Here is a 24,788-nt window from a genome sequence, read left to right on the forward strand (position 1 = left end):
ACCTTGGCCTGCAGTCCCCGGGCTCTCAAAGCGGCGGTGGCCTCTTCCAGAGGCAAATTCACCACATCGGGAACCACAACCATTTCCTCTTGTGGTAGGGTTTGCTCCGCATTGCCGTCTTTATACATGGGCTCTTCCAAATAGCGTAAGGCATCCTGCATTATATTCTTAAACACCGGAGCTGCCACCCAGCCTCCATAATAAGGATATCCCTGCGGGGCATCGACTGCCACAATACACAACAGGCGCGGTTTATGCGCCGGAGCGTAACCGATGAATGAGGCTACATACTCATTGGAGAGATATCCGCCCCCGGGTGCAATCTTTTGAGCGGTTCCGGTTTTGCCTCCGGCGCGATAGCCTTCAATATAAGCATTTTTCCCGGTCCCATTAATAACTTCCCCTTCCAGGATCATGGATAAACGTTTGGAAGTCTCCTCAGATATAACCTGGCGTACTACAGTGGGTTCGTTTTGCTGCAGCACATTACCGTTCTGATCCACCACCTGTTTGACCAGATAGGGTTTCATCAGTTTGCCCCCGTTGGCTACCGCGGCGACAGCGTTACAGAGCTGAATCGGGGTGACGGCATTGGCCTGCCCCATGGACATGGTGGCCAAATCGATCTGTTTGGCGCGCTCCTGCGGCACCAGTATTCCCGCAGCTTCTCCCGGCAGGTCGATGCCGGTGGGCTGCCCGAACCCAAATCCATTTAAATAATGATAGTACTTCTCCATGCCCAGGGTTAAACCCACCTGCACGAAAGAGACGTTGCAGGAATTTTCAACGATTTGGGCAAAGGTCTGTTGCCCATGGGCCCTGTGGTCAGTACACCCGATGGTTTCTTTGCCGACTTTGGTGGAGCCCGAACAAAAGAAGGGGGTATTTTCATTGACGATAGCTTCCTGCAAAGCCATGGAAGCGGTGGTGATCTTCATAGTTGAACCGGGTTCATAGGCGTTGCTGATTGCCCAATTACGCCGGTTGCTGGCGGGGTAGTCCGCAAAATTATTGGGATCGAAGGTGGGGCGGTTGGCCAGGGCCAATATTTCGCCGGTGGCGGGGTCCATTACGATGACGGTGGCAGCTTTGGCCTGCCGCTCTTTAAATACTTTATCCAGTTCTCGCTCAGCAATATATTGGATGGTTTCGTCAATAGTCAAAACCAGGTTGGCGCCGTCCACCGGCGGGACATACTGGTGAGTGGCTTCGGGAATGGGGCGGTTGGCAGCGTCGTGCTCGATGACGATGCGCCCCTTTTGCCCTCCAACTAAATCATTGTAAAAATAATCGATGCCTTCCAAACCGGTATTATCCACCCCGGATATCCCCAGGACATGGGCTGCCAGGGAGCCTTTAGGGTAATAGCGGCGGCTTTCTTCGGTGAGTCCAATTCCGGGGAGGTCCAGATCCCGGATTTGTTGGGAGATCTCTGGTTCGATCTGACGCTTGATCCACTCGTAGGAACTCTGACGGGTTATGCGTTCATAAAGCTTGGTTTCGTCCATACCCAGAAGGGGCGCCAGTTTTTGAGCTACTTCTTGTTCCCTTTTGCTGGCCAATACCTCTGCGGGAATGGCATAAACAGAGTCGGCACTGACCGAAATAGCCAGATCGTGACCGTTGCGGTCACTGATAATGCCTCGTTTGGATTCCACCGGGACATCCCGGGTTCGATTCTGAGCCGCTTTCTCGGATAACTCGGCCCCGCGAACGAATTGTACCCAAAACATTCTGCCTCCCAGGAAAAAAAATCCCAGGGTGAATAGCAAAAAAAGCGTGGCAATACGCTTTCTGACCATCAGACTGGTAGTTTGCATTTTGGCGCACCTCGTTTTTAATATATATTATTGATTGTGCTCTGCGAGCTGTACCAAACTGGCATATATCTTATGAAGGGTTTTGTCCTCGTTGCTGCTCACGGCGACTGGAGTGGAAACCACAGCGGCAGTGTCGGACTTCTCCACACTGGTGCTGGCCACCTTGATATGTTCTTCCGGTTTATACATGCCTAACTGGGTGACGGCATAGTTTTCCACATAGTCCAGAGACACCTGTTTTTCTATCTCGTACTGCAGGCGCTGATTGGATGACTCCAATTTACGAATATCTTCTTCAAGATGCACAATCTGATAACCGAGGGTAGCTGCTTTCAGGCACAAGAACACCAGGAGCAATCCATACACAAATGCTGCCAAACCTAGCTTTGCTAATAATTTCCCTTTGAAAACCTTGCGATAGGTCTTTTTCACCCTTCGCACCCGGGGAACTTCTTGTTGAGGTGCTGCCTCTTCCCAGCTACTTGCGTATTGATAGCCCGCCTGTACCATGCTTATTCTTCCCTCCTATTTCATAGAACTTCTATCTTCCTGGCTACCCGCAGCTTGGCACTTCGGGCGCGAGGGTTGATGGTCAACTCGACTTCTCCGGGCAAAATGGCCTTCCTCGTCACTACCTCTAAACTGGGCCGGTAATTGCAGTTGCATACCGGCTGCCGGGGCGGACAAACACAGGTTCTGGCCTGCTCCGCGAAAAATTTTTTAACGATGCGGTCTTCCAGGGAATGAAAGGTAATGATGCATAACCTGCCCCCGGGCTTTAACGCCCCCACCGCTTGAGGAAGACTGGCCTCCAGGGCTTCCAATTCCTGGTTGACTGCGATCCGTAAGGCCTGGAAGGTCCGGCGCGCCGGGTGTTTGTCACGCCGGTACCGGGCCGGGATGGCCTCTTTAATGATACTGGATAGTTCCAGTGTCGTGGAAATCAGCCGGTCTTCCCTGTATTTAACGATAGCCCGGGCGATCTGCCGGGCAAACCGTTCCTCGCCATACGTAAAAATAATTCGGCTGAGTTCTTCTTGCGTCAGCTGATTGACCAGATCTGAGGCTTTAATGGGCTGATCGCGGTTCATTCTCATATCCAGTTCAGCCTCTTCGTGGTAACTGAACCCGCGTTCCCTTTCATCCAACTGAAAGGAAGATACCCCCAGATCCATTAAAATTCCTTCTGCTTGCCCCTGCTCTTCAGCGGTGAGAAACTGATCCAGGTTCTTAAAATCGCCGTGAACCAGACGAAGTCCGGGATGAGCGAGGGTCGGGGCCGTTTCCTGCAATACCTCGCCATCTTTGTCGATGGCCAGGATCTGCGCATCGGCGGAAAGATGTTGGAGCAATTCGCGCAGGTGGCCGCCGCCGCCAAGAGTACAATCGATATAGAAACCGTGCGGGTCACCCAGCCAGTATTTTATGACCTCGTTCCGCAGAACTGGTATATGCACGCTCTTCACTCCTAAATACCCAGCCCATCAGCGATTTTTGCCACTGTGCTGGCAGTTGCTTGATTATAGCGTACCCAGTTTTGCACTGACCAAATTTCAACCCGGCTGCCTATCCCTACAATTAAGAGGTCCTTGTCTATCCCGGCATACTCCCGCAAGTGCACCGGCAGGACGGCGCGGCCATTTTTATCGGTTTCCAGTTCAGCCGCCCCAGAAAAGAAAAATCGCTCAAAGGAGCGCACATCTCCACTGGTGAAGGGCAGTTCGCGCAGTTTATCAGCCAGGCGCTGCCATTCGTTCAGGGGGTACACAAAAATGCAATTGTCCAATCCCTGGGTGCATACAAAGGTCTCGCCCAGTTCTTCTCTGAACTTTGACGGTACAGTGATCCTGCCTTTGTTGTCCAATGAATGCTGGTATTGGCCCAAAAACATCTTATTCGCCCCTTGATTTATTATCGAGTGGGATAATAAACCACTTTACACCACTTCATACCACTTTTCTATTCTATATAGGGAAAACGTTCCCCTTCTTTGTGAAAATTGGAACAAAGGTTATTTTCTGTCGCCTCAAGTGATTACAAAAGGCAAAATCGCGATAAAATAGGGTTTTTGTTGCTTTCAGTCTGTCAGGTAACCCCTTTTTTTTACAAAATTCATACTATGAGCATAAAAAAACAAGGACTAATTTCCTGGTTTTTATCAGGATTTTACCGTCCTTGTGTCTCAATCCCAAATACAGAGTATGGATTATTTAGGCGATAGAAAGTTTTTTAGACCTGGCTTATGTCCTATATTGTAAATGGCTGCATGGATTCGACATCATTCAATGCCGCAGAGAATCCTTCATTATCCGCTTGCTCCAGCGCCGGCCTTGAATTTGTAAAGCCTTTCAAGGTCTCGAACCGTGTGGAAAATGCGTAATAATTTGGCCTTGCGGCGATGATATCCCCCACCTTTTACCCCCAATAGACTTATTCATTGTGCCAACGCAAATACTCCCCAGCCAGCCTATCCTGGACTAGTATAGGAATTTCCAGAAGCAAATGCATAGTAGTCGCAGCTACGGCAGGCCTTAGCCTGAGCGTGCCCTGCAATGATTCTGGTGTCAAGGAGCAGTCTGTCGATAAGCGGGGCGGCAGAGCAAGCGACGGAAGCGAAGAACAAAGCCTTCAATAGGCCCGCGATTGACGTACAAATCGTACGTTGATTGAGCGGGCCTATTGAGCAACGCAGTTATTCGCTTTTGTCGGCGGTCTGGGCAGCGGAGGCTTACGCCTCCGCTGCCCTTATTATTTCAGTCTGTTTGCCGGCCCTGTTTTTCCGATATCTTTTCGGGATTACAGGAATTTGGCGATGAGCGCCGCAGCTTCGGCCCGGGTGGTATGGCCCTGGGGGCGGAAGCTGTTGTCGGGGTAGCCGGTCAGGTAGGCGCTGCTTACCGCGGCGGCTACGCCGGACAATGCCCAGGGGGAAATCCGCCCGCTGTCGGTAAACTTCAGGGCTTCTCCTCCCGCCTCCAGTTGGGCCGCCCGGGCGATGATGACAGCGGCCTGCTCCCGGGTGATCAGATCATCCGGACCGAAGGTGTTCTGGTCATAGCCGCCGATGAAACCGTGAGCCGCGGCGGTGCTGATGCTGTCCTGGGCCCAGTGGGCGGCGGTATCCGCAAAGACCGGTCCTTCCATGGACTCCAGCTTTAAGGCTTTGACCAGCATGACGGTGAATTCGGCCCTGGTGACGGTTTTATCCGGCTGGAAACTGCCGTCGGGATAACCGCCCGCGACCCCGGCATTGATTAATTGGGCAATGCTATCCTTGGCCCAATGACCGGCAATGTCGTCAGGCAGCGCTGGAGGCACCGGGGGCTGCTCTTTTTTGAGGGTGGCAATAACTGCGAATTTGGTGAAGTGGTGTACTTCGCCGGATACTGTGGAGGTATCCAGATCCACTCTGATATTGTCCAGTTCCACCCACTGGCCGGTCTCTTCGTCAAAATAGCAGATGGTTATGTCGTATTGGGCGGGATCGATTTTTGACTTGTTGAAGGACATGGTAACGGTAACCGGTTCTGCGAAGTTGCCGGACTTATCTTTTATTATATCCACTATCTGACTGATGAGCTGGCTGTCGGCGGGCAGGGTCATCCCGGAGCTCAGGCCGGCTTCTTTTACCTGCACCCGGACATCGCTTTCCACTGCTCCGGCGGGGAATGACAGGGTGATTCCGCTAGCGGTGGCGTCCTTGCCGGCCGAGGTCACCAGAATGCCTGACGGGGTACTCCCGCTGCTGCCGCCACCGCTTGGGCTAGGGCTGGTATAAGCTGTCGCGGTAATGGTGATGGTTTTCTGCGTGGTGGTTTGGCTCTGCGCACCCTTGCTTACGGTAACAGTAAAGGCGTAACTGCCATTTGTGCCGCTGGGATTCGTGGAGGTGCCTGCCAGCGGTACAACGTAGCTGACCTTGTTGACGGTGACGCTAACGTTGGCGTTGTTTACCGCTGTTACAGCAGTATTTCTTAACACCGCTTTGATCGCATCCTCGCTGCTGGCCGCTGCCTGGGTCATATTGCTGTAGGCCGCGTTTTCTGCCGCATTCAGTGCGTTCGCCACGATTGCGATGTCCGGGTCGGCTGACTCGATTATCATTATGTCAAGGCTCTTGCTGTCGCTTGCGCCGCCTTTACTAAGCGCGACGTCATACTCGCCCGTGCCGCTATTGTAGCTGACAATTGCGGTCACGCCTACGGCCTCGGGGACAGCTGCCAGCAGACCGTTCACATAGCTTTGGACGGCTGCTGTTTTAGCTGCCTGATCGGAGCCGGCAGGCACCGTGACCGAGCCGTCTCCCAGTGCAGCCTTGGCCGCCGCCACGCGTTGAGCATCCGTAAGACCGCCGGCTTCATTGGCCAGCACCCGCACGATGAATGTTTTGGTTGCTGTGGCCGAATTCTTTGTAAACGTCGCCGTCAGGTAAACCACCTGGTCGCCTTGTTCGAAGGCGGGCCGGTTGACGGTGCCGTTCCCTGAAATAACGGTCGGTCTGCTGCTTTGCCAGCTGATTTCCACATCCAGGGCTCCGCTGCCATTCGGCACGTCGGTCGGTGCGCTTAATGCCGTCATCAGGTGCATGCTCCGGGTGATGCTTCCTGCACTATTATCCGCATTGTGCTTTATGTTGTTAAAGTCCAGAGCCGACTTGGCGACGGCTACGTCATGGGCATCGGCATCATCTGAAACGGCAGTCATGTTGGATTTGAGCACCAACCCGGCCGCGCCCACCGCCACAAAGCAGTTGTTTCCCGCCATGATGCCCTTTAGATCGGTGTACATGTTATTATCTGACGAATGGGGGTTTAGTTCCAGGCCGGCGGGCTGGCGGTACCAAGTTGCACCGCCGTCTGCCGAGGCGATGATATTGCCCAGATCACCCACCGCGATAAAATTGCCGCCGCCGTAGGCAATACCCCGGTTGTACTGGCCAAAATCACTCTTGACAATCGACCATTTGCCGCCCTTGTCGGAAGATAAATAGATTTCCCCCGAGCCGCCCACCGCCGCGAATTTACCGCCGGCATAGATTAGGTCGGTGGGATATTTTGATGAGCTGTCAAGGCTTTCGGCTCCGCTCCAAGTTGCACCATCAGAGGAAGTAAATGCCGCGCCGTTTTTTGTCAAGGTAATAAATACCCCATCTCCAAACGCTACCGTGTTAAGGGATACGGAAATGCCAGGGGCGTCAACGTTGCTCCACGTCTCAGCGTCATCGGAGACACATATGACTTTAGCCCAGTCGTCGTCCCCTCCTACAACGACGTACTTTCCACCGCTGTAGGCGATTCCTTTGAGTTCCAGAGTCGTCCCCGAGGTTCGAACTGTCCAGGTCGTGCCATCAGACGAGGTGAGTATGGTTCCGTTCTTGCCCACGGCGATGAATTTGCCGCCCAGATAATCCACCTTATTCAGATTATAGGTAGTCCCGGAGTTTTGAATTGCCCAGTTGATTCCGTCCCCTGAGGTTTGGATCGTTCCTTCTGCACCTACTGCTACATAGAGATTTGTGCCGTTATAGGCCACGTCATTGAGCGTTTTGGTCGTTCCCAGGGTCCGGTAGGTCCAGCTTGTTCCCAGGTCATCCGAGGAGTAAATATTGCCATAACCGCTCATAGCCGCAATGCGTGTGCCATTGGAAGCAGCTGCGTCGAGGTAGGGCAGCCCGCCGCCTATTTTATCTGTCCAGTTAACACCATTGAGCGAAGTGGTGGTAAAGGCGGCCATGCCGGGATTGGTGCGGCCTGCCGCAACGAACCGGGCTCCGTCGTATTCTACCGAGAAAAGCTGCGCATAAGAAGGTGAAGGGACAGGCTTTGTCCAACTATCGCCAAAGGAAGAGATAGCGAGGAAGTAGCCTCCGCTCTCTCTACCGCCCACGGCCACAAAGCCTCCGTCGCCGTAGGTAACGTCCCATATGGTGTTTGTGGAATCGGAATAAGTGCCCGTCCAGGTTTCCCCGTCCGCGGAGGTCAGGATGCCGCCTTTGTGCTGGATGGTGTCGGAGCCCATTCCTACCGCCACGAATTTCGAGCTAATAGCCGAATAGGCGATGGACAGCAGCTTGGTCTTTTTGCCTGCCTCCTGGGTCAGTGTCCTGCTTTGCCAGGTCGCGCCGTTGTCGGTGGAGATCAGGACGTTGCTTGCTCCGCCTACGGCCACAAATTTGCCGCCGCCAAAGGCTACGTCGCTCAGCTGCTGTGGCACCGCCGCCTTTTCCGTCCAGTCTGTACCGTTAGTCGAGGTATAGATGCGGCCGGAGTAATCGCCTGACGTGCTGACCAGGACATAGGTTCCGCTTCCGTCGTAAGTGATGCCCGTCAAACGGTCAAACTGAGTGCCCACATTCACTTTGGTCCAGGTTTCACCGTCAGTGGATTTCAGCAGGGTGCTGTTGTAGCCCACCGCCCAGTATGCGCCGTTAAGATATTTCATATCTTCTATGGGACTGCTGGCCGGCAATGCGGCTTTTTTCGCCCACACCGGGTTGCCAGTGGTCCCTGCCGGAGCCGTAGCATCCTTGACCCAAACGAAGCTGGTATGCGTGGCCGTAGCCGAATACTGTAAGTAGCCGCTTTTGTCACTGGAGGTATCTTTTTCATCGACCGTTTTGTCTGTATTTTCAACCTTTATATAATATCCTGCAGGAGCCGTGATCGTGCCGTTTATGGTTATTGTACTGCCAGCCTGGGCCTTTGCGCCGCCTTCACTGCTCATACCGCTGGTAACATTCTTGACAGTAACAGTTGCTCCGCTATCTGCCCAAACGCCAGCGCCACCTGATCCAGTGGCAGTGGCGTCACCTTCAACAACAATACTGCTTCCTGTGCCGGAAGCATGAGCAGCACCTGCGCTGCCTGCCGCATTGCCTTTTATGACAATGGTTCCGCCGTTTATAGCTGACGCTCCTTTGCCGAGTAGTCCAGTGGCTGTTACATTGCCCCTTACCGTAATGGAAGAGCCTGTATTTCCCCAGACCCCGGCGCTTCCTGATTCATCGCTCGTTGCCGTGGCACTGGTTACGGTTACGCTAGAGTTATACGCTTGCACTCCAAAGCGGCTACCGGTGACGTTGAAAGAGCCGGAATCACCCATAAGCGTGACGGCTCCATTCGTTACTACAAACCCCGGGCCTGACGCATTGGTGACATTCAAGGTGCGGCCGCTCAGATTGAATTGGACGCTCTTTCCCTCGATCTCAATCCCGCCGCTGTGGTTGATATTACCAAGAAGCGTAATGGTCTGGCCGTCCTCCACATCATAAAGGGCATTCTGCAAGAACGTATATTGTTGTTCAGGGACTGAGGATCGGCGGCAGACGTAATTATCCAGCGGTACCGCTGCGGTTGCCGGGAACACCGCCGTGACTACATCTGAATCCGCGACGTAAGTCGTTGACTCCGCGCCCGCTACTGTAAAGAAGTTTGCAGCTACGCCGGTCAGGGTATAGCCGGATTTCGGCGTCAGGGTGATGGTCGCCGTGTATTGCCTGCCGGCATCAAAAGGCTTATGGGCGGGCGACCAGGAAACGGTTCCCGTATACTGCGCGGTCTCAGTGATTTCCGTAACCGGAGTCGCCCCTGTCACCGGCGCAGTTACGCCCGGGATGGCCGCGATGTTAATCGGCGTATCTGTCCCTGTCTCTGGTGGGGTTCTTACATCAAGCACTTTGACCGCGCTGAAGTTGTTGTTGCCCGCTTCAGCTACCATATAGATGTCATAAGCTGTGTCATGGTCCAAGTTTGTGTCTAGTGTAATGGGTAATTCAACGTTAGCGCCAATTGACTGTCCCGCGTAAGATATCACCGGTTGGCCGTCAATATTGGCATGATCCTTTATCTGCTGGGCGGTGGGTGCTGTAGCGCCGTCGGGCAGCACAACATAATTTAATACACCCGCCAGGGCAACCTTGACCAGTATTTGTACCGACTTGCTCCCAGCCGCTTGTGGCGCGCCAGTTTCCGGATAGCCCTCGGCAAAGCTCTGGGGCGATAAACTATTCAGAGAGATCACTCCGGTACTCTCCGTCTCGGGTACAGCGACCCCGCTAGAACTATAAATCGAATCAGCTATGGGGCTAATGGCAATGGTTTCAGTTCCACTGGGAGGGCCATCGACCAATTTCAGCCCAATATCAAACTGAGTTTCCCCGCCGGTTGGCAACAAACCAGTTCCTACTTTATAAACTGAATTAATTGAAGCACCGCTTACCCCACCAGCATTTTGGACAAAGGCAATGGCGAAGTCATCCTTATCAATTCCGGTATTGTGGGCAGCATTTCCATAAACACCCTCACTGAAGGTTACAGTTATGTAGCGATTTTGCGCATCCATAACCGCACCGGTAATCGTTGGGGTTGTGGGCGGTGTGGCTGTGGCAGGAGGCGTTGTGACCCCCAGCTTGACTGCCTCGGTACAAGGAGCATCGCTCGGATACGTGTCCTGCGCCACCAGATAGAGATCATAATCGGTCGCGTCGGCATCCCCGATGACAAAGAAGTTTTTCTCGGTGTCGTTGGGGCAGTTTATCGTATTCTTGTCCAGCGCATTATTTCCGGCACTGTCCTTTCCAGCGATGACCTGGTCAATAGACGGCGCGTCTGCACCTTGCTCCACAAGAACATAATGTACCCTACCATAACCATTATTCGGAACCTGAATTGTTACCAGTACCTCCATTTTCTTGCTGGCCGGGGCCTGTACCGCTCCCGTTTTTGGGTACCCTGCGACGAAAAAATCGGCAGCGGCGGGCGTTGTTACCTCTATCTTAGCCGGTACAGACAGGTTTCCTTCGTCGTCTCCCAGCACTATATAGATATCGTAATCCGTGTCGTGCTGCGGAGCGCGGATCTTCATGGAGATGTTGGAGGTTTTAGAGTCACCTTCGTTTGTTTTAAAGTAAAGGGCGGGGCTGTCGCTTGCGTCCTGTCCACTTTTAACTTGTTCGCTGTCTGGTTCGTCAGCATCATCCGGCAGCAGCACAAGATAGTAATACACCTGCTCATTATCTTTTGTTTCAAAGATAATACTCACTGCCCGCGAACCCTCGTCCAGCAGAGTACCCACCCGCGGAGAGTCAGCATCAAACGCTGGCGGAGTAATGTCGGGGTCCGCCAGCGCCACTCCCGGCCACAGCGTGAGCAGCATGGCCAAGGTCAATAAAAGGGATAAGGTTTTGGATTTTCTTTTAAAAGACATTGTTACAATTCACTCCTCTCTAAATCACAAAATGGTTCGAGATGGTTCTCATCAAATATTTCACAGATGTGTTTTAAACCTGTACCATCCCCCTTTTAATCCTGCAGTTGTCCACCGCTTTATCGTTTCATGGTTGCCGCGTTATTCTTATGGGTGTCCGAGTCAAACGGCCCATATAGCCCGTTATTTTATTAAATCAGCCATGACTGACCCCCTTGTAAGCAAAAGATATAAAAACTCCATTTTAATTCCTTTTCGATTTTACAGTACAGGCGTCAAATAAATATAAAATGGAAAAAGTGGCGCCTATGGGCCGGAACCCCTGGAAAACCGCAATAAAGGACCATTTTTAAATGGCTTTATTATGGTAAAATAAATTAATATTTTATTGTAAACGTACTCGGAAGGTCGATGGCATGAACACTATTCCCGTCTTAAAGAGCAAATTGATTATGCCCGAGCTGTCCGGAGGCTTTCTGCTGACAGACCGGCTGGAAAAGATCCATAACCATATGGATTCTTGCACAGCGGTTACCGTAAGCGCGCCTGCCGGTTATGGGAAAACCACCCTGGCGGTTTCATATTTTAACCGTCAGGCCGCCAGGCCTTTCAGGGTATGCTGGTATCGCCTGGACGCTGCAGATAAAAACCTGCCGGTGTTCATCGCCCACCTGGCCGAGACACTATTCCCGCCGGAACCCTCCGAGTTTGCAGCAACCCGGCAAACCCTTGGGGATCAGGCAGATCTGCGCTCACATCCGCATCAGGTAATTGCCGCGATCTGCCGGGAAATGTGGGCAGCCCATGACCGGGCTGGTAATAGCCGGACCTATATTGTCCTGGATGATTTTCAAAACGTGGCCCAGGTCGGGGATATATGCGACATGATCAGGTACATGCTCGATAACCTTCCGCCATCCTGGGCGATTTTTATACTAAACCGGGCCCATCTGCCTGTTTTTACAGAAAAACAAAAACTGGAAAAAAGAATTCTAGAGCTGGGCACTGAGGATCTGGCTTTCAGCGCTGCTGAAATAGAGGATTTCATGCTGAAGATGGGGCAAACCGTCCCGGACAGGAAATTGACCGAGCTCATTGCCGAAAATACTGAAGGCTGGGTAGCCGGCATCATAATCTTATGGCAGGCCTTCCAAAGCAAAGCCCTTGATGCGGTATCAATCGAATCCGGTAAGCTGGGTCATGAAGACGCCCTGTTCCGGTATATGTCCCTGGAGGTGCTCAAATCCGTGGAAGGCGATACGCGGGATGCTTTGGCAAGGCTGGCCCTGCTGCAGGACTTTTCAGCGGCCGAAGCCTCGGAAATACTGGAAATCGATGATATAAACGCACTTATGGGTCAGTGCATGGGGTTCGGCATGTTCATCCAGAGGATTCCCGGGGACCCGGTGGTCTACCGTTTCCATGCTTTATTCCGGGAATTTCTGTTGTCCGTTTTAAAAGAGCGCTGTCCCGACGAACAGATTTGCGGGCTGCATCTGAAAGCCGCCAGATATTACATGAGACAAGGCACCTACGGCCGCGCCGCGGAGCACCTGGCCAAATGCGGCAATTCCGCCTCCGCTGTAGATATGGTGACAGAAGCGGGGTTTAATAAGTTCATGATCGGAGAGACCGGTCAATTGAAGCTGTGGCTGGATCTGCTGCCGGAGGATATGATCAATGACAACCCGGTCCTGCTGCTGTTTAAAGCGCAGCTGATGCCCAACAGCCAGCAGCCGGAAGTGGTAAACACCCTGAAAAAGGTGCTAAGCTTGTCATTGCTGGATAACAATCTTCAGACCTATTATGACGGGGCCAGTGTTCTGATCTACATTTTAATGTGCAGCAACGATATGAAGGGGCTGGTCGAAATGGCAGCGGGCCTTCCCGGGCAGCGGCCCGATGTTTCGGCGGAGCTCGGAAACACCCTGGTCGTCGTTGACATGGTGCGGTCCATCGGGGAAGACCGCTTTTCCCTGGCGGAAGCACAAAGCGAAAAGGTCCTGTATGCCCTTCTTCCTGAAGACAGTCGCTGGCTGTATCTAATCCTTTCCTGCATCATTTATTTTTGCCTGGGTAAGCTTGATCAGGCGGAGCGCTGCATGGAAACAGCGTTAAAATTGGATAAATTCAAGAATATTGAGCCTTCCAGGGGGTTTATCCTGCTTTTTCTTTCCATCGTTTTATCTCTGAAAAACGAGAGGGAATGCCTGCCGTCACATATAGCTGAGATCCTTGCTATCGGCGAAAAATACGATTATGAATACCTGTCGGCCCACAGCAGGCGTCTGGCTGCTTTTGAACGATACCTGTCCTTTGATGGGGCAGCTGCTGTTGAAATGCTCGACCACGCTGTCTTCCTCTTTCTTCGCATACGCAACCATGCACTGGCTGCAGCATGCAGATTGCTCCGGCGCCTTTGGGCCATACAACCCGGCGGTCCCGGGCCGGATCTTGAGGAAGCCCGCAAGGATATTGCCCTCATCCGAAAGGCGCGTCCCGGCATGATGATCTATGAAAGCGCACTGTCCATACTGGGAGCGATTGCCAGGGAGGCCGGAGATTTTCAGCTGGCCGAACGCAGCCTGCTTGCATCTATAAAATCCACCAGGGCCAAAAAGGGATATCAGGTGCTGTGCGGCTCCTGCTTCCACATAGCCAGACTGTATTATGCCAAGGGCGATACGGAACAGGGGCGCCGCTATCTGCAGCAGGCCATGGGGCTGGCGGCCGGCAACAGGTATTCCATGTTCTGGGACATGCATCTCCCCACTTTCATTGAAATGGCCTTGCGAAGCATACGTTACGGCTATTGTACCGAGTATGCGGAAGCGCTGCTGAGCAAATTTTACGACAGTAAGACGGTAAGCTACTTGAGCGTCAGGGTAAAAACCATAGATGAAAGCCGCATAACCGCTTTTAGCGACGATTTTGTCTCTACATATAAGGCTGGTTCGGAGCAGGTTTATTTTGTCAAGGCATCTCTGTTTGGAAAACCGGAGATTTCGGTAAACGGTATAAAAATTCCCGACACGGAATGGAAAACCAAAAAGGTCAAGGGTTTTCTCGAATATCTTTTGCTGCGCAGCGGCAATACCGTATCAAAAGAGGTTCTGGCAGAGATTTTCTGGCCCGGCGCCAACAGCAGATCCGCCCTTGCTTCACAGCGGACCGCACTGTATCATCTTAGAAAAACACTTGCCAAATATGACGCGGATGTTGCGGGGAACAACGCCTTGATCTATGAAACCCCGGAAGGCCTGCAAATAAAAAAGAATGAGGCATTGGACCTCGATATACACGAATTTTTACGCCTCTATGGCGAGTCTTCCCGGCTTACCGGCCATACTCCTCAAATAGAACAAAAACAGGCCAACCTTCTGGAAAAAATGCTCTTAATATACAAAGGGGATTTGATGGAAGGCAGTGATTACGGAGACCTGGTATTCCATGAACGGGAAAGGTTCAAATCCATCTTTATGGAGTCATGCCAGAAACTGAGCGCAATCTATATTAAGCGTGGAGAATGGCGGCAGGCCGAAGAAATTCTGAGACAGGCGTTAGCTGCGGAGCCATATAATGAAAACGTATGCCTGGAGCTGATTAAGCTATATATGTCCCGGGGAGGAAAAAGTAAGGCAGCCAGGCTTTACTACAGCTTTAAAAAGCGTTTGGAGCAGGAGCTTGATATAAAGGTTGACAGAAGGTTGACTGAGGCAATCCGCAGTACAAGACTTAGGCAGCAAGAGATATAGTAAAAAATGTTACAACCGGGCCGTATTATTTCATCCAGCCCGGTTGTCGGTTGTTTTATCTGTTCTTATCTCTATAGTTCGTATAGCTTCTTCTCTTCCAAGAAACGGATGCCCTGTTTCTCAAAAGCCGCTTTGGCCCGTTGTATATCCTCGACTTTAAAGATGATCAGGGCGTCGTCATCTTTGGTCCCTAAAAAGGCATAGAGGTATTCGATGTTGAGGTTCTCTTCCGCCATCTGTTCCAGAACCGTAGCCAGGCTGCCGGGTGAATCCGGAACCTGCACCGCAACGACCTCAGTTTGGCTTACGGTAAAACCCTGTTCCTTTAAGATCCGGTAGGCCTTTTCAGGATCGTTAACAATCAGGCGCAGGATGCCGAAATCAGAAGTATCCGCAATGGACAAAGCTCGGATATTCACCTGGGCATCCCCCAGTACCCGGGTCACATGGGATAGTCTGCCCGCCTTGTTTTCAAGAAAAACCGAAATCTGTTTGGCCATATTGTCTCCCTCCTATAATTTCCTATTATCAATAATCCTCTTAGCCTTGCCTTCGCTTCTTTCAATGGATCTGGGTTCTACCAATCTCACCCTGACCGAGATGCCCAAGCCGCTGTCTAAATCACGGGTGATTCTGGCCTCCAGCTCTTCCAGCTTTCTGACTTCGTCGCTGAAGACCCCTTCCGAGACTTCCACCTGTACTTCGAGCCGGTCCAGATTGGAGACCCGATTCACCACCAGCTGGTACTGCGGCTCGATACCAGGTATCTGTAATAGAATACTCTCCACCATGGAAGGAAATACATTGACTCCACGAATAATCAGCATATCGTCGGAACGGCCCAGTATTTTTTGGATGCGGGCGTGGGTGCGGCCGCACTCGCAGGGCTCGCGGTTTATCCTGGTCAGGTCCCGGGTACGGTAGCGCACCAGGGGCAGTGCTTGTTTGGTCAATGAGGTAATTACCAGTTCGCCGTGGCTGCCATAGGGTAGAACCTCCCCGCTGTCGGGATCTATTATCTCCGCCAGGAAATGGTCTTCAGCCAGGTGCAGTCCGTTTTTACCGGCGCATTCCGAGGCTACCCCCGGCCCGATGAGTTCGGTCATGCCATAGACATCATAAGCGTCGATCTCCCATTTGCTTTCGATCTCTTTGCGCATGTTCTCCGACCAGGGTTCGGCTCCGAATAAGCCGGTTTTGAATCTGAACTGGGAACGATCCAAGCCGGACTCCATGAATTCTTCATACATAACCAGGGCATACGACGGGGTGCAGCCCAGCAAGGTCGTGCCGTAATCGTGCATCAACATGATCTGCCGCCGGGTATTCCCCCCGGAAGCGGGCAGTACTGCCGCACCTATTTTTTCGGCCCCATAATGGCCTCCCAAACCGCCGGTGAACAGTCCATAACCCCAGGTGATCTGAATGATCGAATCAGCGCTGGCTCCGGCGCCGGTCAGGGCCCGGGCCATCAATTCCGCCCAGGTTTCTATATCATCCCGGGTATAACCGGCTACAGTCGGCTTGCCGGTGGTGCCGGAAGAAGACTGGATGCGCACCACATCACGCATGGGTACAGCCAGCAAGCCGAAGGGATAATTGTCACGGAAATCCTGCTTGGTGAGAAAGGGCAGATACTTGAGGTCTGCCAGATTGTTGATATCCTGGGGTTTAACCCCTGCCGCATCCATCTTGGATCTATAGGCCGGAACAAAGCTGTAGGCCCGAAAAACTGTCTCTTTTAACCTGCTCAATTGCAGCTTGTCTAACTCCTCCCGGGGCATACATTCTTTTTCTTTATTCCAAATCATGTATTCTACCTCCTAGTATTGTTTTCCTGCTCATTATATCTGCACCCGGATGCAACCGGGCAGCCCCCGCAGCGAGGGCCTCGCTTCCTGCAGAAGTTTGCTCCCAGCGTCACCAGGAGGGCATGGTATTCATTGTACAGTTCGGCCTGCGGGGGCAGGTTTTCCTGAAAATAATTTTGCAGGGCTTGATAGTCAAGCTCCTCCTCTACCAATCCCATCCGGGAAAATATTCGCTGTGTATAGGCGTCAACCACAAAAACCGGGTGCCCGCCGGCATAGAGTAGTATGGAATCAGCTGTTTCCGGCCCGATGCCCCACAGATTCAGAAGCTCCCGGCGCAATTCCGCGGTAGGGCCATTAAACATAGCATCGATGTCTCCTTCAAAGCGCTTATCTATCCAACCCAGAAGGGTTTTCAGCTTGCGGGTCTTCTGGCGATGATAGCCGGCGGGATGTAGCAGCCCAGACATAACATCGTCATTCATCTGCAGGAGGGCATTAAAGTCCATGTTGCCGGTATTTTTCAGGTTGCCTATGGCCTTTTCCACATTTCTCCACGAGACCCCCTGAGTAAGAACGGCGCCGATGATGATCTCCAGCCTGCTTTCGGCGGGCCACCAATAGCGCGGGCCAAAAGTATTATAGAGTTGATCATATATAGTCAGTAATGAGGCCGGGTGAGATTCTGACACTGGATACAGTCCTTCCTGAATAAGGTCTTGTTTCTCAAGTTGGGGAATTTAAGCCAGATCCAGCAAGCCGTTAGCAGCTTGTTGAGCCATCAATAAACCGGCACTGGCGTTACGGTCACCAACTGCCCAATAATGCCGGTCCTGCTTCACAAGCGGGCTGCCCGGGAGAAGACCACTTCCAGACCATTGACAATATGTCTTTGCGAAGCTCTCGTCGAAGCTTGCGGCCCTGGGGCAGACACTAGTCCGGCTGAAATCGGCTGCCGTCAATAAACGGGGATCAATCGGTCGGCGGCACCCATAAAGTTGATCGGGGCATATCCTGCTTTATACAGGTTTTTATCAAATGAAGTTTATCAGGAAGGGAATCAATGGCATCCGGGACATAATCATATTGTCGATGGGCAAATACCTGCTGACTGGTTTCGAGGTGCTGGCGAAGGGTAAACCGGGTCAGGTAAGTTTCTCCGTGGCCCCGGTCTCCTGAGAGGAGTCGGGAGGCCGCCGAGTATCTGTTACAAACCCAGCCTGACCTGAACATAAAAACCCCACCGAGCCGTGGGCAACCGTTGTTTAAACCTGCTTCGCAGGTGGGTGCCCTCCCACATGATTAATGTTTCCCGTCATAATCGGGCATACAGCCACATGTGGAGACCAAGCTCCCTAATTTTTGGTGTTGGCAAAAACTGAACGGCTGTTCTCACGAACACAGCAGGGATAATTGATTCCTCATATCTCTCGTTAGCAAAACTATAACATATCTGGGGCCTGGCTTTCAAGGAATCCCCCCGGGCATAACTTTACCAAAATTTTGCGATTTATTTTTCCTTGACTTTGAGCGCCAATTCACGCAGCTGCCGGGAACTCACTCTGGAAGGCGCGCCGGTCAAGGGGCAGGCGGCACTTTGAGTCTTGGGAAAAGCGATCACATCCCTGATGCTCTGGCGCCCGGCCATGATCATCAGGAGGCGGTCAATGCCGAAAGCGATCCCGCCATGGGGGGGGGGGCCATATTCAAAGGCTTCCAGCATATAGCCGAACTTCTCGCCGGCTTCTTCCATGCTCATCCCTACTCTGGCAAACATCATTTCCTGCCAGTCACGGCGGTGAATCCGGATGCTGCCTCCCCCGATCTCAGTTCCGTTCAATACCAGGTCGTAGGCCCGGGCTTTGACCTTCAGGGGCTCTGTCTCCAAGAGTTCGATATCCTCGGGCCGGGGTGAGGTGAACATATGATGCACCGCCACATACCGCTCTTCCTCATCATCGTATTCCACCAGCGGGAAATCATAAACCCAGGTGAAATTCAATTCTTGAGGCTCGGCCAGCTTGAGGCGCCGGGCCAATTCCAGGCGCAGGAAGCCCATTACCCGATTGACCACCGCTACTGAGTCGGCTCCAAACAAAAGCAGGTCTCCGGCTTTGGCGTCCAGGGCGGACATAATCCCATCGATTTCGGCCTGATTTAAGAATTTGGTTATCGGAGATTTAAGCTCGTTTTCGGTGCAGGCGATCCAGGCCATCCCCTTGGCTCCGTTGTCTACCGCCATTTTGCCCATTTCATCAATTTCGCGCCGGGTCCAGGATGCACAGCCACGGGCATTTATAGCGCGAACCACGCCCCCGTTTTGAACCGCCTGTGAAAAAACCTTAAACTGGGCATCCTTCAAAATTTCGGTCAGGTCTACTATTTCCAGGCCGAAGCGCAGATCCGGGGCATCGCTGCCGTACCTGGCCATGGCTTCATCATAGCGGATACGCGGAAATGGGGTTTTAATAGGACGGTCTATCTGCTTGAACAGCACCGTCATCAATTCCTCCACCAGACTGAAAACATCTTCTTCATCGATGAAGGACATCTCCATATCCAGCTGGGTGAATTCAGGCTGCCGGTCGGCACGCAGGTCCTCATCCCGGAAGCAGCGGGCAATTTGGAAATATTTATCCAGCCCGGCCACCATCAGCATCTGTTTAAAAATCTGCGGCGACTGGGGCAGTCCATAAAAGCGGCCCGGGTGCACCCGGCTGGGAACCAGATAGTCGCGAGCCCCCTCGGGTGTACTCGAAGTCAAGACCGGGGTCTCCACCTCGACAAAATCCCTGTCGTCCAAAAAGTCACGGATGCTTTTCACAATACGGTGCCTGAGCATAAGGTTATCCATCATCTCGGGGCGGCGCAGATCCAAATAACGGTATTTAAGGCGCAGGTTCTCGTCCACCTCTATATTGTTCTCAATATAAAACGGCGGGGTTTTGGCTTTGTTGAATACCTGCAGTTGGGCTACCGAAATTTCCACCATTCCGGTCTTCAGATTGGGGTTTTCGGTGTCTGCCGGTCTTCTCTGCACAGTACCTCGGACAGCTATCACATGCTCTCCCCTGACTTGTTCCGCCACCGCAAAAGCGGCCTGGTCTAGCTCGGGGTTGCACACGGCTTGAATAATGCCAGAACGGTCACGCAGGTCAATGAAGATCAACCCTCCATGGTCTCGGCGGGTATTGACCCAGCCATTGAGAACAACCTCAAGGCCTATCTGGGCAATCCCTATCTGTGTAGCATAATGGGTTCGTTTCATTGTGCCTGTGCCTCCTCATTCTGATGCAAAAGTTTGTTTATGCCGGGAACCAGGTCAGACCTGGATAGGACCGCCTGTTCCTTGTTAGTCATGTCGCGCACGGTTACAAAGCCTTCTTTAACTTCCTGTTCGCCGACAAACAGCACCAGCTGAGCGCCGGTCTTATCGGCATATTTCATCTGCGCCTTGGCTTTGCGGTCCAGGTAATCTTTGTCGGCAGCAATGCCGGCAGCCCTGAGCTGCTGCATGATCAAGATTGCGGCATCCTCGTACTGCGGCTCCATCACCGCAACAAATACCTCAATGCTGTTTTTTTCCCGGCCTCCCGCTTTATCTTGTTGCAAAGCCAGTAACAGCCGCTCCATACCCAGGGCAAAACCGATTCCCGGAAGATCAGGGCCTTCGATGGCCTTTACCAGCCCGTTGTAGCGTCCTCCGCCCCCCACGGCGCTCTGTGCGCCTATGCCGGGGATATGGATCTCAAAAGCGGTGTTGGTGTAGTAATCCAGGCCTCTCACCAGCTGGTCATCGTGCTCGAAACATATGCCGTGCCGGGTCAAGGTCTCCTGAACCCGCTGGTAGTGGTCGGCACAATCGGGACAGAGGTGATCCAGTAAACGCGGGTGTCCGATTATAGCCTGGCGGCAGCCCTCGTTCTTGCAGTCCAGAACCCGCAAGGGGTTCTGCTGGTAGCGCTGCCGGCAATCCGGGCAAAGCTGCTCATAAAGCGGCTTAATATGGGCTAACAGGGCCTGGCGATAGCTATCGCGGCAGGACGGACAGCCCACCGAATTGATATGCAGCCGGTATTCCGTCAGGCCGATGGCTCGCAGCATCTGCACCACCATCATCAAGACTTCGGCATCCACCATCGGGCTGGCGCTGCCAAAGACCTCAACCCCAAACTGGTGAAACTGCCGGTAACGGCCGCTTTGGGGGCGGTCGTAGCGAAACATGGGCCCGTAATAGAACCACTTTACCGGCAGCAATCCCGCATGTGCGCTGTGTTCTATCAAGGCGCGGGCGCAACTGGCCGTCATCTCCGGCCTGAGAGTAAGACTGCGCCCGGATTTATCAAAAAAGGTATACATCTCTTTGCTGACGATATCGGTTCCTTCCCCGACTCCCCGCTCAAAAAGTTCAGTGTGTTCAAAAAGCGGGGTGCGGATCTCCTGATAGCCATACAGCCGGGCAACCTCTTTGAGGCTGTCTTCCAGGGCCTGCCAGTTTCCGGAAACCGGAGGCAGAGTATCGTATGTGCCCCGAGGGGCTTTGATGGGCATAATATCCTCCAGAATTATCAAAATTGGGTAGAATAATGGTCATTGTCATGGATAATTCTAATTTAATGCCCTAAGCTTGTCAACTTTACGAGAGATTAGCTGTTCCACGGTCTGGCAGTATGCCGCGGGGTTTTTGGGGTTGTAAAACGACTCCAGACTGCCTGCCTTGAGATCAATGAATTTGCTGCCGGCCCCTCCGCCCAACCCGATAATGGTCTGCCTCTCCTCTATCATTTGAATATTGTAAAGGCAGAAGGATCCAGGCCTGGCGTAACCCAGATTCTCCATACTGGCTTTCATATATTTTTGCCTATACAGGTAATAGGGTATAAAACCAGCCCCGCGCAGCAAGTCACTGAATAGTTCCACCCCGGCTTCGACCTGCCTGGTTCTCTCCTGCGGGGTAATCCCGTTTTCCTTCTCAGCCATAAGAGAACCCTTCTTTAAAGCCAGGGTATGGACCGTGATGTTGTCTGGTTCTAATCTGAGAATTTGTTGTGCTGTGTTCGTGTTTTCGGTCAGGCCTTCCCCAGGAAGACCTATGATTACGTCCATATTGATTTTTTCGATTCCGACTTCCCTTACCCATTCAAGGGACTTAATCACTCCTTTCTGATCATGATTCCTGCCGATAACGGCCAGGGTGTTATCATTCATGGATTGAGGGTTGATGCAGATGCGGTTGACCCCGTTGGCCTTCAAAGCCCGAAGCTTGTGAAGGTCCAGGGTATCCGGCCTGCCCGCCTCTACAGTGATCTCCGCCGTTTGGGCTGTTATATAGCCGCAAGCCACGAGCTCGGCAAAAAGCCGCTCGAGATGGTAAGTGGAGAGCACTGTAGGGGTGCCCCCGCCCAGGTACACTGTTTGAACTTTTAAGCCCCGCTCTTTCAAATAGCCGGATAATGCCCTGATCTCACGGAATAGCGCCTCAAGAAAAGGGATTATTTCGGTTTCATAATTAGTCAGGACCGCCCCCGGAAACGAACAATAGTAACAGCGGGAGGGGCAATAAGGGATGCCCAGGTAAATACTGACCCATTTGCCGGCCTCATCTGCCCCGAGCAGATAAGGCCGGTTAGCCTTGGCGATCTCCACCAGCAAATGGGCCTTCTCCGGATCCAGGCGGTAGTCTGAGCCCAGGCGTTTTTCTATTTCCCGGGGGTTGAGGCCCTGGTCAAAAAGACGGTGCGCCAGTTTAACCGGCCTCATCCCGGTCAGGATGCCGTAGCGGTTGATATTCTCCCCGGTCAGCTCGCAGAGCAGGTCATAGGTAAAAGCCCGCACCTGCTGCTTAGCCCAGTTGAAGAGTCCGGCCCCGATGTCCGCCGCAATAGCGCATCTCTCCCGCCGGGTCCGGGCGCCTTGTGCAGTGTGAATCTGCGCCGCGATTACGGCCGCCTTATCATCGATATCAAGGCGCAGCTCAAGCATCAAATCCCCCTCGCCTTCCCCGCAGACGATCTCACAGCCGGGATAAGCCATGCGAACCAGTTCATGGATACTGTCATAAAGGCTGTTAGGTTCCAGTTTGAGTATGATGCGCAATTTACGCCCTCCCATTTTGCTTCATTAGACAATAATACCCGAATCTTAACCGCAGACCAAACCCGGGGGCGGCTTTCAGCGTCTGTCCCGGCATGGCCGGAAGGCAGAGGGGCGGGCCTGGCTCCGGTTGGAAAACGGCGCTTTCCTAAGGCTCTCAATATGAACGAAACAGGTGATATTTCCGGGGCGGTTGATATTATGCTGTATAATCTTCAGGCCATATAACCGAGCCGCCTGAACGCTTCCGATGGAGGCAGCCCGGCGCGGCTCCGAGCGCAGCACCTGAGCGGCTCCGGCCGTGCTGGAAAGGTGTTCCAGTTTGACCCCATTAAGCCTGAAGGCGATGAAGTCCCGGCATTGCTCCAGGGCCAGGGGATGGGAGATAACCACCTCCAGGTCCTGCAGGTCATAGGGATTACAGGCCATAAGATGCTGTGCAACCGGTATATCAATCTGTCCCTGTATAGCCAGGCGCTGTGTTTTGAAAAGCTTGAGGGTGGAGTTTACCCATCCGGTTATGGTATTGTGCAAGGGCACCAGTGCGCCTTGAACCTGGCGATCGGCCAGCAATCGGCCTATTATGTCCAAATCCTCCACAGTTGTCAGTTCCACCCCCGCCCCCCAATACCTCCGGGCGGCCTCTTCACTGAAAGTGCCACAGGGGCCTAAGACCGCATAAGCCATCAGCGCACCCTCCTTCCCATTGCCAGGGCCATGGCTTCCAGCTGACGCATCAACTGACTGAAGCCTTTGGGGGTCAGGGATTGTTCTCCGTCTGACAGGGCGCTTTCCGGCCGGGGGTGAACTTCGATCATCAATCCATCGGCGCCGGCCGCTACAGCAGCCAGTGACATAGGGGCCACCAGGCTGCGCACTCCGGTGCCGTGGCTGGGATCGACCATCACCGGTAAATGGGATAGTTGTTTGACCAGTGCTACCGCGTTCAAATCCAGGGTGTTGCGGGTCCAGGTCTCCGCACTGCGGATGCCCCGCTCGCACAGTATAACCTGGGAATTGCCTTCAGCCAGAATATACTCGGCCGCCATAAGCCATTCCTCAATGGTGGCGGAAAGCCCCCGTTTCAAGACCACCGGTTTATCAGTTTTTCCCAATTTGCGCAGCAAACTGTAGTTATACATATTGCGGGCCCCGATCTGGATGATATCTGCATATTCCAGGACCGCTTCCAGCTCTTCTCCATCCATCAATTCGGTGATTACCGGCATATTCATCTCTTCGCCTACCCTGGCCAGACATTCCAGCCCGGCCCGGCCATGACCCTGAAAGCTGTATGGGGAGGTGCGCGGCTTGTAGGCGCCGCCCCGCAGTACAACCGCACCGGCCCCCCTCACTTTGAAGGCGGTTTCACGCAAGGTGTCTTCATTTTCAATGGCACAGGGGCCGGCTATTATAGGTATTGTTTCGCCTCCGAAACAGATGTTTTTTACAACTACCCTGGTTTTGTGCCCGTTCTGACTGGCCACCAGCATTGATGAGGTTTTTTTCAGTGCAGCATTGAGCATTTGATCATCTCCTTTTTAATCAGTCTGAAGTCAGCGGTGATTTATGAAGGAGTAAACATCCCCAGGTTTGGCAGCTGTGCCGACATACCCCAATCCACCCTCTTTCGAATCGTTCCAGAAAATAAAACAGGCCTCTCTCCACAAGGGACGAGAGGCGAACTTCCCGCGGTACCACCCAATTTGCCATAAGGCCGCTTTACTATCAGGATACGGGATCTAACCTTCAGGCCTTAAAAAACAAAGGCTTCACATCCTTATGGGACGAGAAGCCTGGTGCTTACACGCAATACCACCCAATGGTTTCGGTGCCTGATGATCAGGATACAGGTTTAATCCGATATCCCCCCTCTTTTAACGGTAAGGGTTCCGCCTCGACCTACTTGCTTATGTTTCAGCCGGGTGCTCCTAAGTGAACTTCAATTTGCTTCCTCATAAGGATGCTTGCAGCCGGTGGCATCCTCTCTCTGCATGACTTCACAAACCTACTTTACTTATTCATCGCATTTTCAATATTAATAACGAGATGATAGCATACTTCAGACCGTCTGTAAAGATTGACAAGCCTTAAATATTTTAATT

At 52.7% G+C, this 24,788-nt stretch carries 15 protein-coding genes, 1 other RNA gene and 1 other annotated feature; of the genes, 2 read left to right on the plus strand and 14 right to left on the minus strand.

The annotated features are described in order from the left end of the window. The 5 genes from B2633_RS00325 to B2633_RS00345 all read right to left on the minus strand — a co-directional run. On the minus strand, positions 1 to 1,820 hold a 1,820-nt coding region (locus tag B2633_RS00325; RefSeq protein WP_483168539.1), incomplete at its 3' end, for a stage V sporulation protein D. A 27-nt stretch (positions 1,821 to 1,847) separates the two neighbouring features. Beyond that, the gene (locus B2633_RS00330) at positions 1,848 to 2,330 is read right to left on the minus strand and encodes a septum formation initiator family protein (RefSeq protein ID WP_483168540.1); all 483 of its coding nucleotides are present in this window, start codon (positions 2,328 to 2,330) and stop codon (positions 1,848 to 1,850) included. Between the two features lie 20 nt (positions 2,331 to 2,350). Then, positions 2,351 to 3,286, minus strand: coding sequence for a 16S rRNA (cytosine(1402)-N(4))-methyltransferase RsmH (gene rsmH, locus B2633_RS00335; RefSeq protein WP_483168541.1), 936 nt, complete (start codon positions 3,284 to 3,286; stop codon positions 2,351 to 2,353). A gap of 2 nt (positions 3,287 to 3,288) precedes the next feature. Beyond that, positions 3,289 to 3,711, minus strand: a complete 423-nt coding sequence (mraZ, locus tag B2633_RS00340; RefSeq protein ID WP_481040181.1) for a division/cell wall cluster transcriptional repressor MraZ — start codon at positions 3,709 to 3,711, stop codon at positions 3,289 to 3,291. A 905-nt stretch (positions 3,712 to 4,616) separates the two neighbouring features. Further along, positions 4,617 to 11,024: an S-layer homology domain-containing protein gene (locus tag B2633_RS00345; RefSeq protein WP_483168542.1), complete on the minus strand. Its 6,408-nt coding sequence runs from the start codon at positions 11,022 to 11,024 to the stop codon at positions 4,617 to 4,619. Positions 11,025 to 11,440: 416 nt separating this feature from the next. Here B2633_RS00345 and B2633_RS00350 point away from each other — a divergent pair, with 416 nt between their 5' ends. Further along, entirely contained in the window at positions 11,441 to 14,779 is a 3,339-nt protein-coding gene (locus B2633_RS00350; protein WP_483168543.1) for an AfsR/SARP family transcriptional regulator, read from the plus strand. Positions 14,780 to 14,850: 71 nt separating this feature from the next. Here B2633_RS00350 and B2633_RS00355 read toward each other — a convergent pair whose 3' ends face one another. From B2633_RS00355 to B2633_RS00365, 3 genes are read right to left on the minus strand one after another with little or no spacing between them, the layout of a single operon-like run. After that, entirely contained in the window at positions 14,851 to 15,279 is a 429-nt protein-coding gene (locus B2633_RS00355) for an ACT domain-containing protein (protein WP_483168544.1), read from the minus strand. A 12-nt stretch (positions 15,280 to 15,291) separates the two neighbouring features. Beyond that, positions 15,292 to 16,590 (minus strand): phenylacetate--CoA ligase family protein, encoded by a 1,299-nt coding sequence (locus B2633_RS00360; protein ID WP_483168545.1) that lies wholly within the window; start codon positions 16,588 to 16,590, stop codon positions 15,292 to 15,294. A 5-nt stretch (positions 16,591 to 16,595) separates the two neighbouring features. Beyond that, positions 16,596 to 17,282 carry an endonuclease III domain-containing protein gene (locus B2633_RS00365; RefSeq protein WP_483168546.1) on the minus strand — a complete coding sequence of 229 codons (687 nt, stop codon included), beginning with the start codon at positions 17,280 to 17,282 and terminating at the stop codon, positions 16,596 to 16,598. Between the two features lie 346 nt (positions 17,283 to 17,628). On the opposite strand from B2633_RS00365, the gene B2633_RS00370 reads away from it, so the two are divergent. Continuing rightward, positions 17,629 to 17,769, plus strand: a complete 141-nt coding sequence (locus tag B2633_RS00370) for a hypothetical protein (protein WP_483168547.1) — start codon at positions 17,629 to 17,631, stop codon at positions 17,767 to 17,769. Positions 17,770 to 17,823: 54 nt separating this feature from the next. Here the strand turns inward: B2633_RS00370 and ssrS are convergent. The 6 genes from ssrS to aroF all read right to left on the minus strand — a co-directional run bounded on the left by ssrS (position 17,824) and on the right by aroF (position 24,209). Then, positions 17,824 to 18,003, minus strand: a non-coding RNA gene (ssrS, locus tag B2633_RS00375) — 6S RNA. A gap of 97 nt (positions 18,004 to 18,100) precedes the next feature. Then, positions 18,101 to 19,858: an aspartate--tRNA ligase gene (aspS, locus tag B2633_RS00380; RefSeq protein WP_483168548.1), complete on the minus strand. Its 1,758-nt coding sequence runs from the start codon at positions 19,856 to 19,858 to the stop codon at positions 18,101 to 18,103. Beyond that, the gene (gene hisS / locus B2633_RS00385; protein WP_483168549.1) at positions 19,855 to 21,141 is read right to left on the minus strand and encodes a histidine--tRNA ligase; all 1,287 of its coding nucleotides are present in this window, start codon (positions 21,139 to 21,141) and stop codon (positions 19,855 to 19,857) included. Before hisS ends, aspS begins: the two co-directional genes overlap by 4 nt. A 57-nt stretch (positions 21,142 to 21,198) precedes the next feature. Then, positions 21,199 to 22,686 carry a coproporphyrinogen dehydrogenase HemZ gene (gene hemZ, locus B2633_RS00390; RefSeq protein ID WP_483168550.1) on the minus strand — a complete coding sequence of 496 codons (1,488 nt, stop codon included), beginning with the start codon at positions 22,684 to 22,686 and terminating at the stop codon, positions 21,199 to 21,201. Positions 22,687 to 22,761: 75 nt separating this feature from the next. Continuing rightward, the gene (locus B2633_RS00395) at positions 22,762 to 23,370 is read right to left on the minus strand and encodes a prephenate dehydratase (RefSeq protein ID WP_483168551.1); all 609 of its coding nucleotides are present in this window, start codon (positions 23,368 to 23,370) and stop codon (positions 22,762 to 22,764) included. Further along, entirely contained in the window at positions 23,370 to 24,209 is an 840-nt protein-coding gene (aroF, locus tag B2633_RS00400; protein WP_483168552.1) for a 3-deoxy-7-phosphoheptulonate synthase, read from the minus strand. Before aroF ends, B2633_RS00395 begins: the two co-directional genes overlap by 1 nt. A 140-nt stretch (positions 24,210 to 24,349) precedes the next feature. Next, positions 24,350 to 24,717: a binding site (T-box leader), on the minus strand. Positions 24,718 to 24,788 lie beyond the last annotated feature (71 nt).

The sequence above is a fragment of the Syntrophomonas sp. UBA1041 genome, from assembly GCF_002316705.1.
Taxonomy (GTDB): domain Bacteria; phylum Bacillota; class Syntrophomonadia; order Syntrophomonadales; family Syntrophomonadaceae; genus DTU019.

Bases quoted from the DNA above. Each gene is read 5' to 3' on its own strand.
- B2633_RS00330 (WP_483168540.1), bottom strand. From the start codon at position 2,330: ATGGTACAGGCGGGCTATCAATACGCAAGTAGCTGGGAAGAGGCAGCA.
- mraZ (WP_481040181.1), bottom strand. From the start codon at position 3,711: ATGTTTTTGGGCCAATACCAGCATTCATTGGACAACAAAGGCAGGATC.
- B2633_RS00345 (WP_483168542.1), bottom strand. From the start codon at position 11,024: ATGTCTTTTAAAAGAAAATCCAAAACCTTATCCCTTTTATTGACCTTG.
- B2633_RS00350 (WP_483168543.1), top strand. From the start codon at position 11,441: ATGAACACTATTCCCGTCTTAAAGAGCAAATTGATTATGCCCGAGCTG.
- B2633_RS00355 (WP_483168544.1), bottom strand. From the start codon at position 15,279: ATGGCCAAACAGATTTCGGTTTTTCTTGAAAACAAGGCGGGCAGACTA.
- B2633_RS00360 (WP_483168545.1), bottom strand. From the start codon at position 16,590: ATGATTTGGAATAAAGAAAAAGAATGTATGCCCCGGGAGGAGTTAGAC.
- B2633_RS00370 (WP_483168547.1), top strand. From the start codon at position 17,629: ATGAAGTTTATCAGGAAGGGAATCAATGGCATCCGGGACATAATCATA.
- aspS (WP_483168548.1), bottom strand. From the start codon at position 19,858: ATGAAACGAACCCATTATGCTACACAGATAGGGATTGCCCAGATAGGC.
- hisS (WP_483168549.1), bottom strand. From the start codon at position 21,141: ATGCCCATCAAAGCCCCTCGGGGCACATACGATACTCTGCCTCCGGTT.
- B2633_RS00395 (WP_483168551.1), bottom strand. From the start codon at position 23,370: ATGGCTTATGCGGTCTTAGGCCCCTGTGGCACTTTCAGTGAAGAGGCC.
- aroF (WP_483168552.1), bottom strand. From the start codon at position 24,209: ATGCTCAATGCTGCACTGAAAAAAACCTCATCAATGCTGGTGGCCAGT.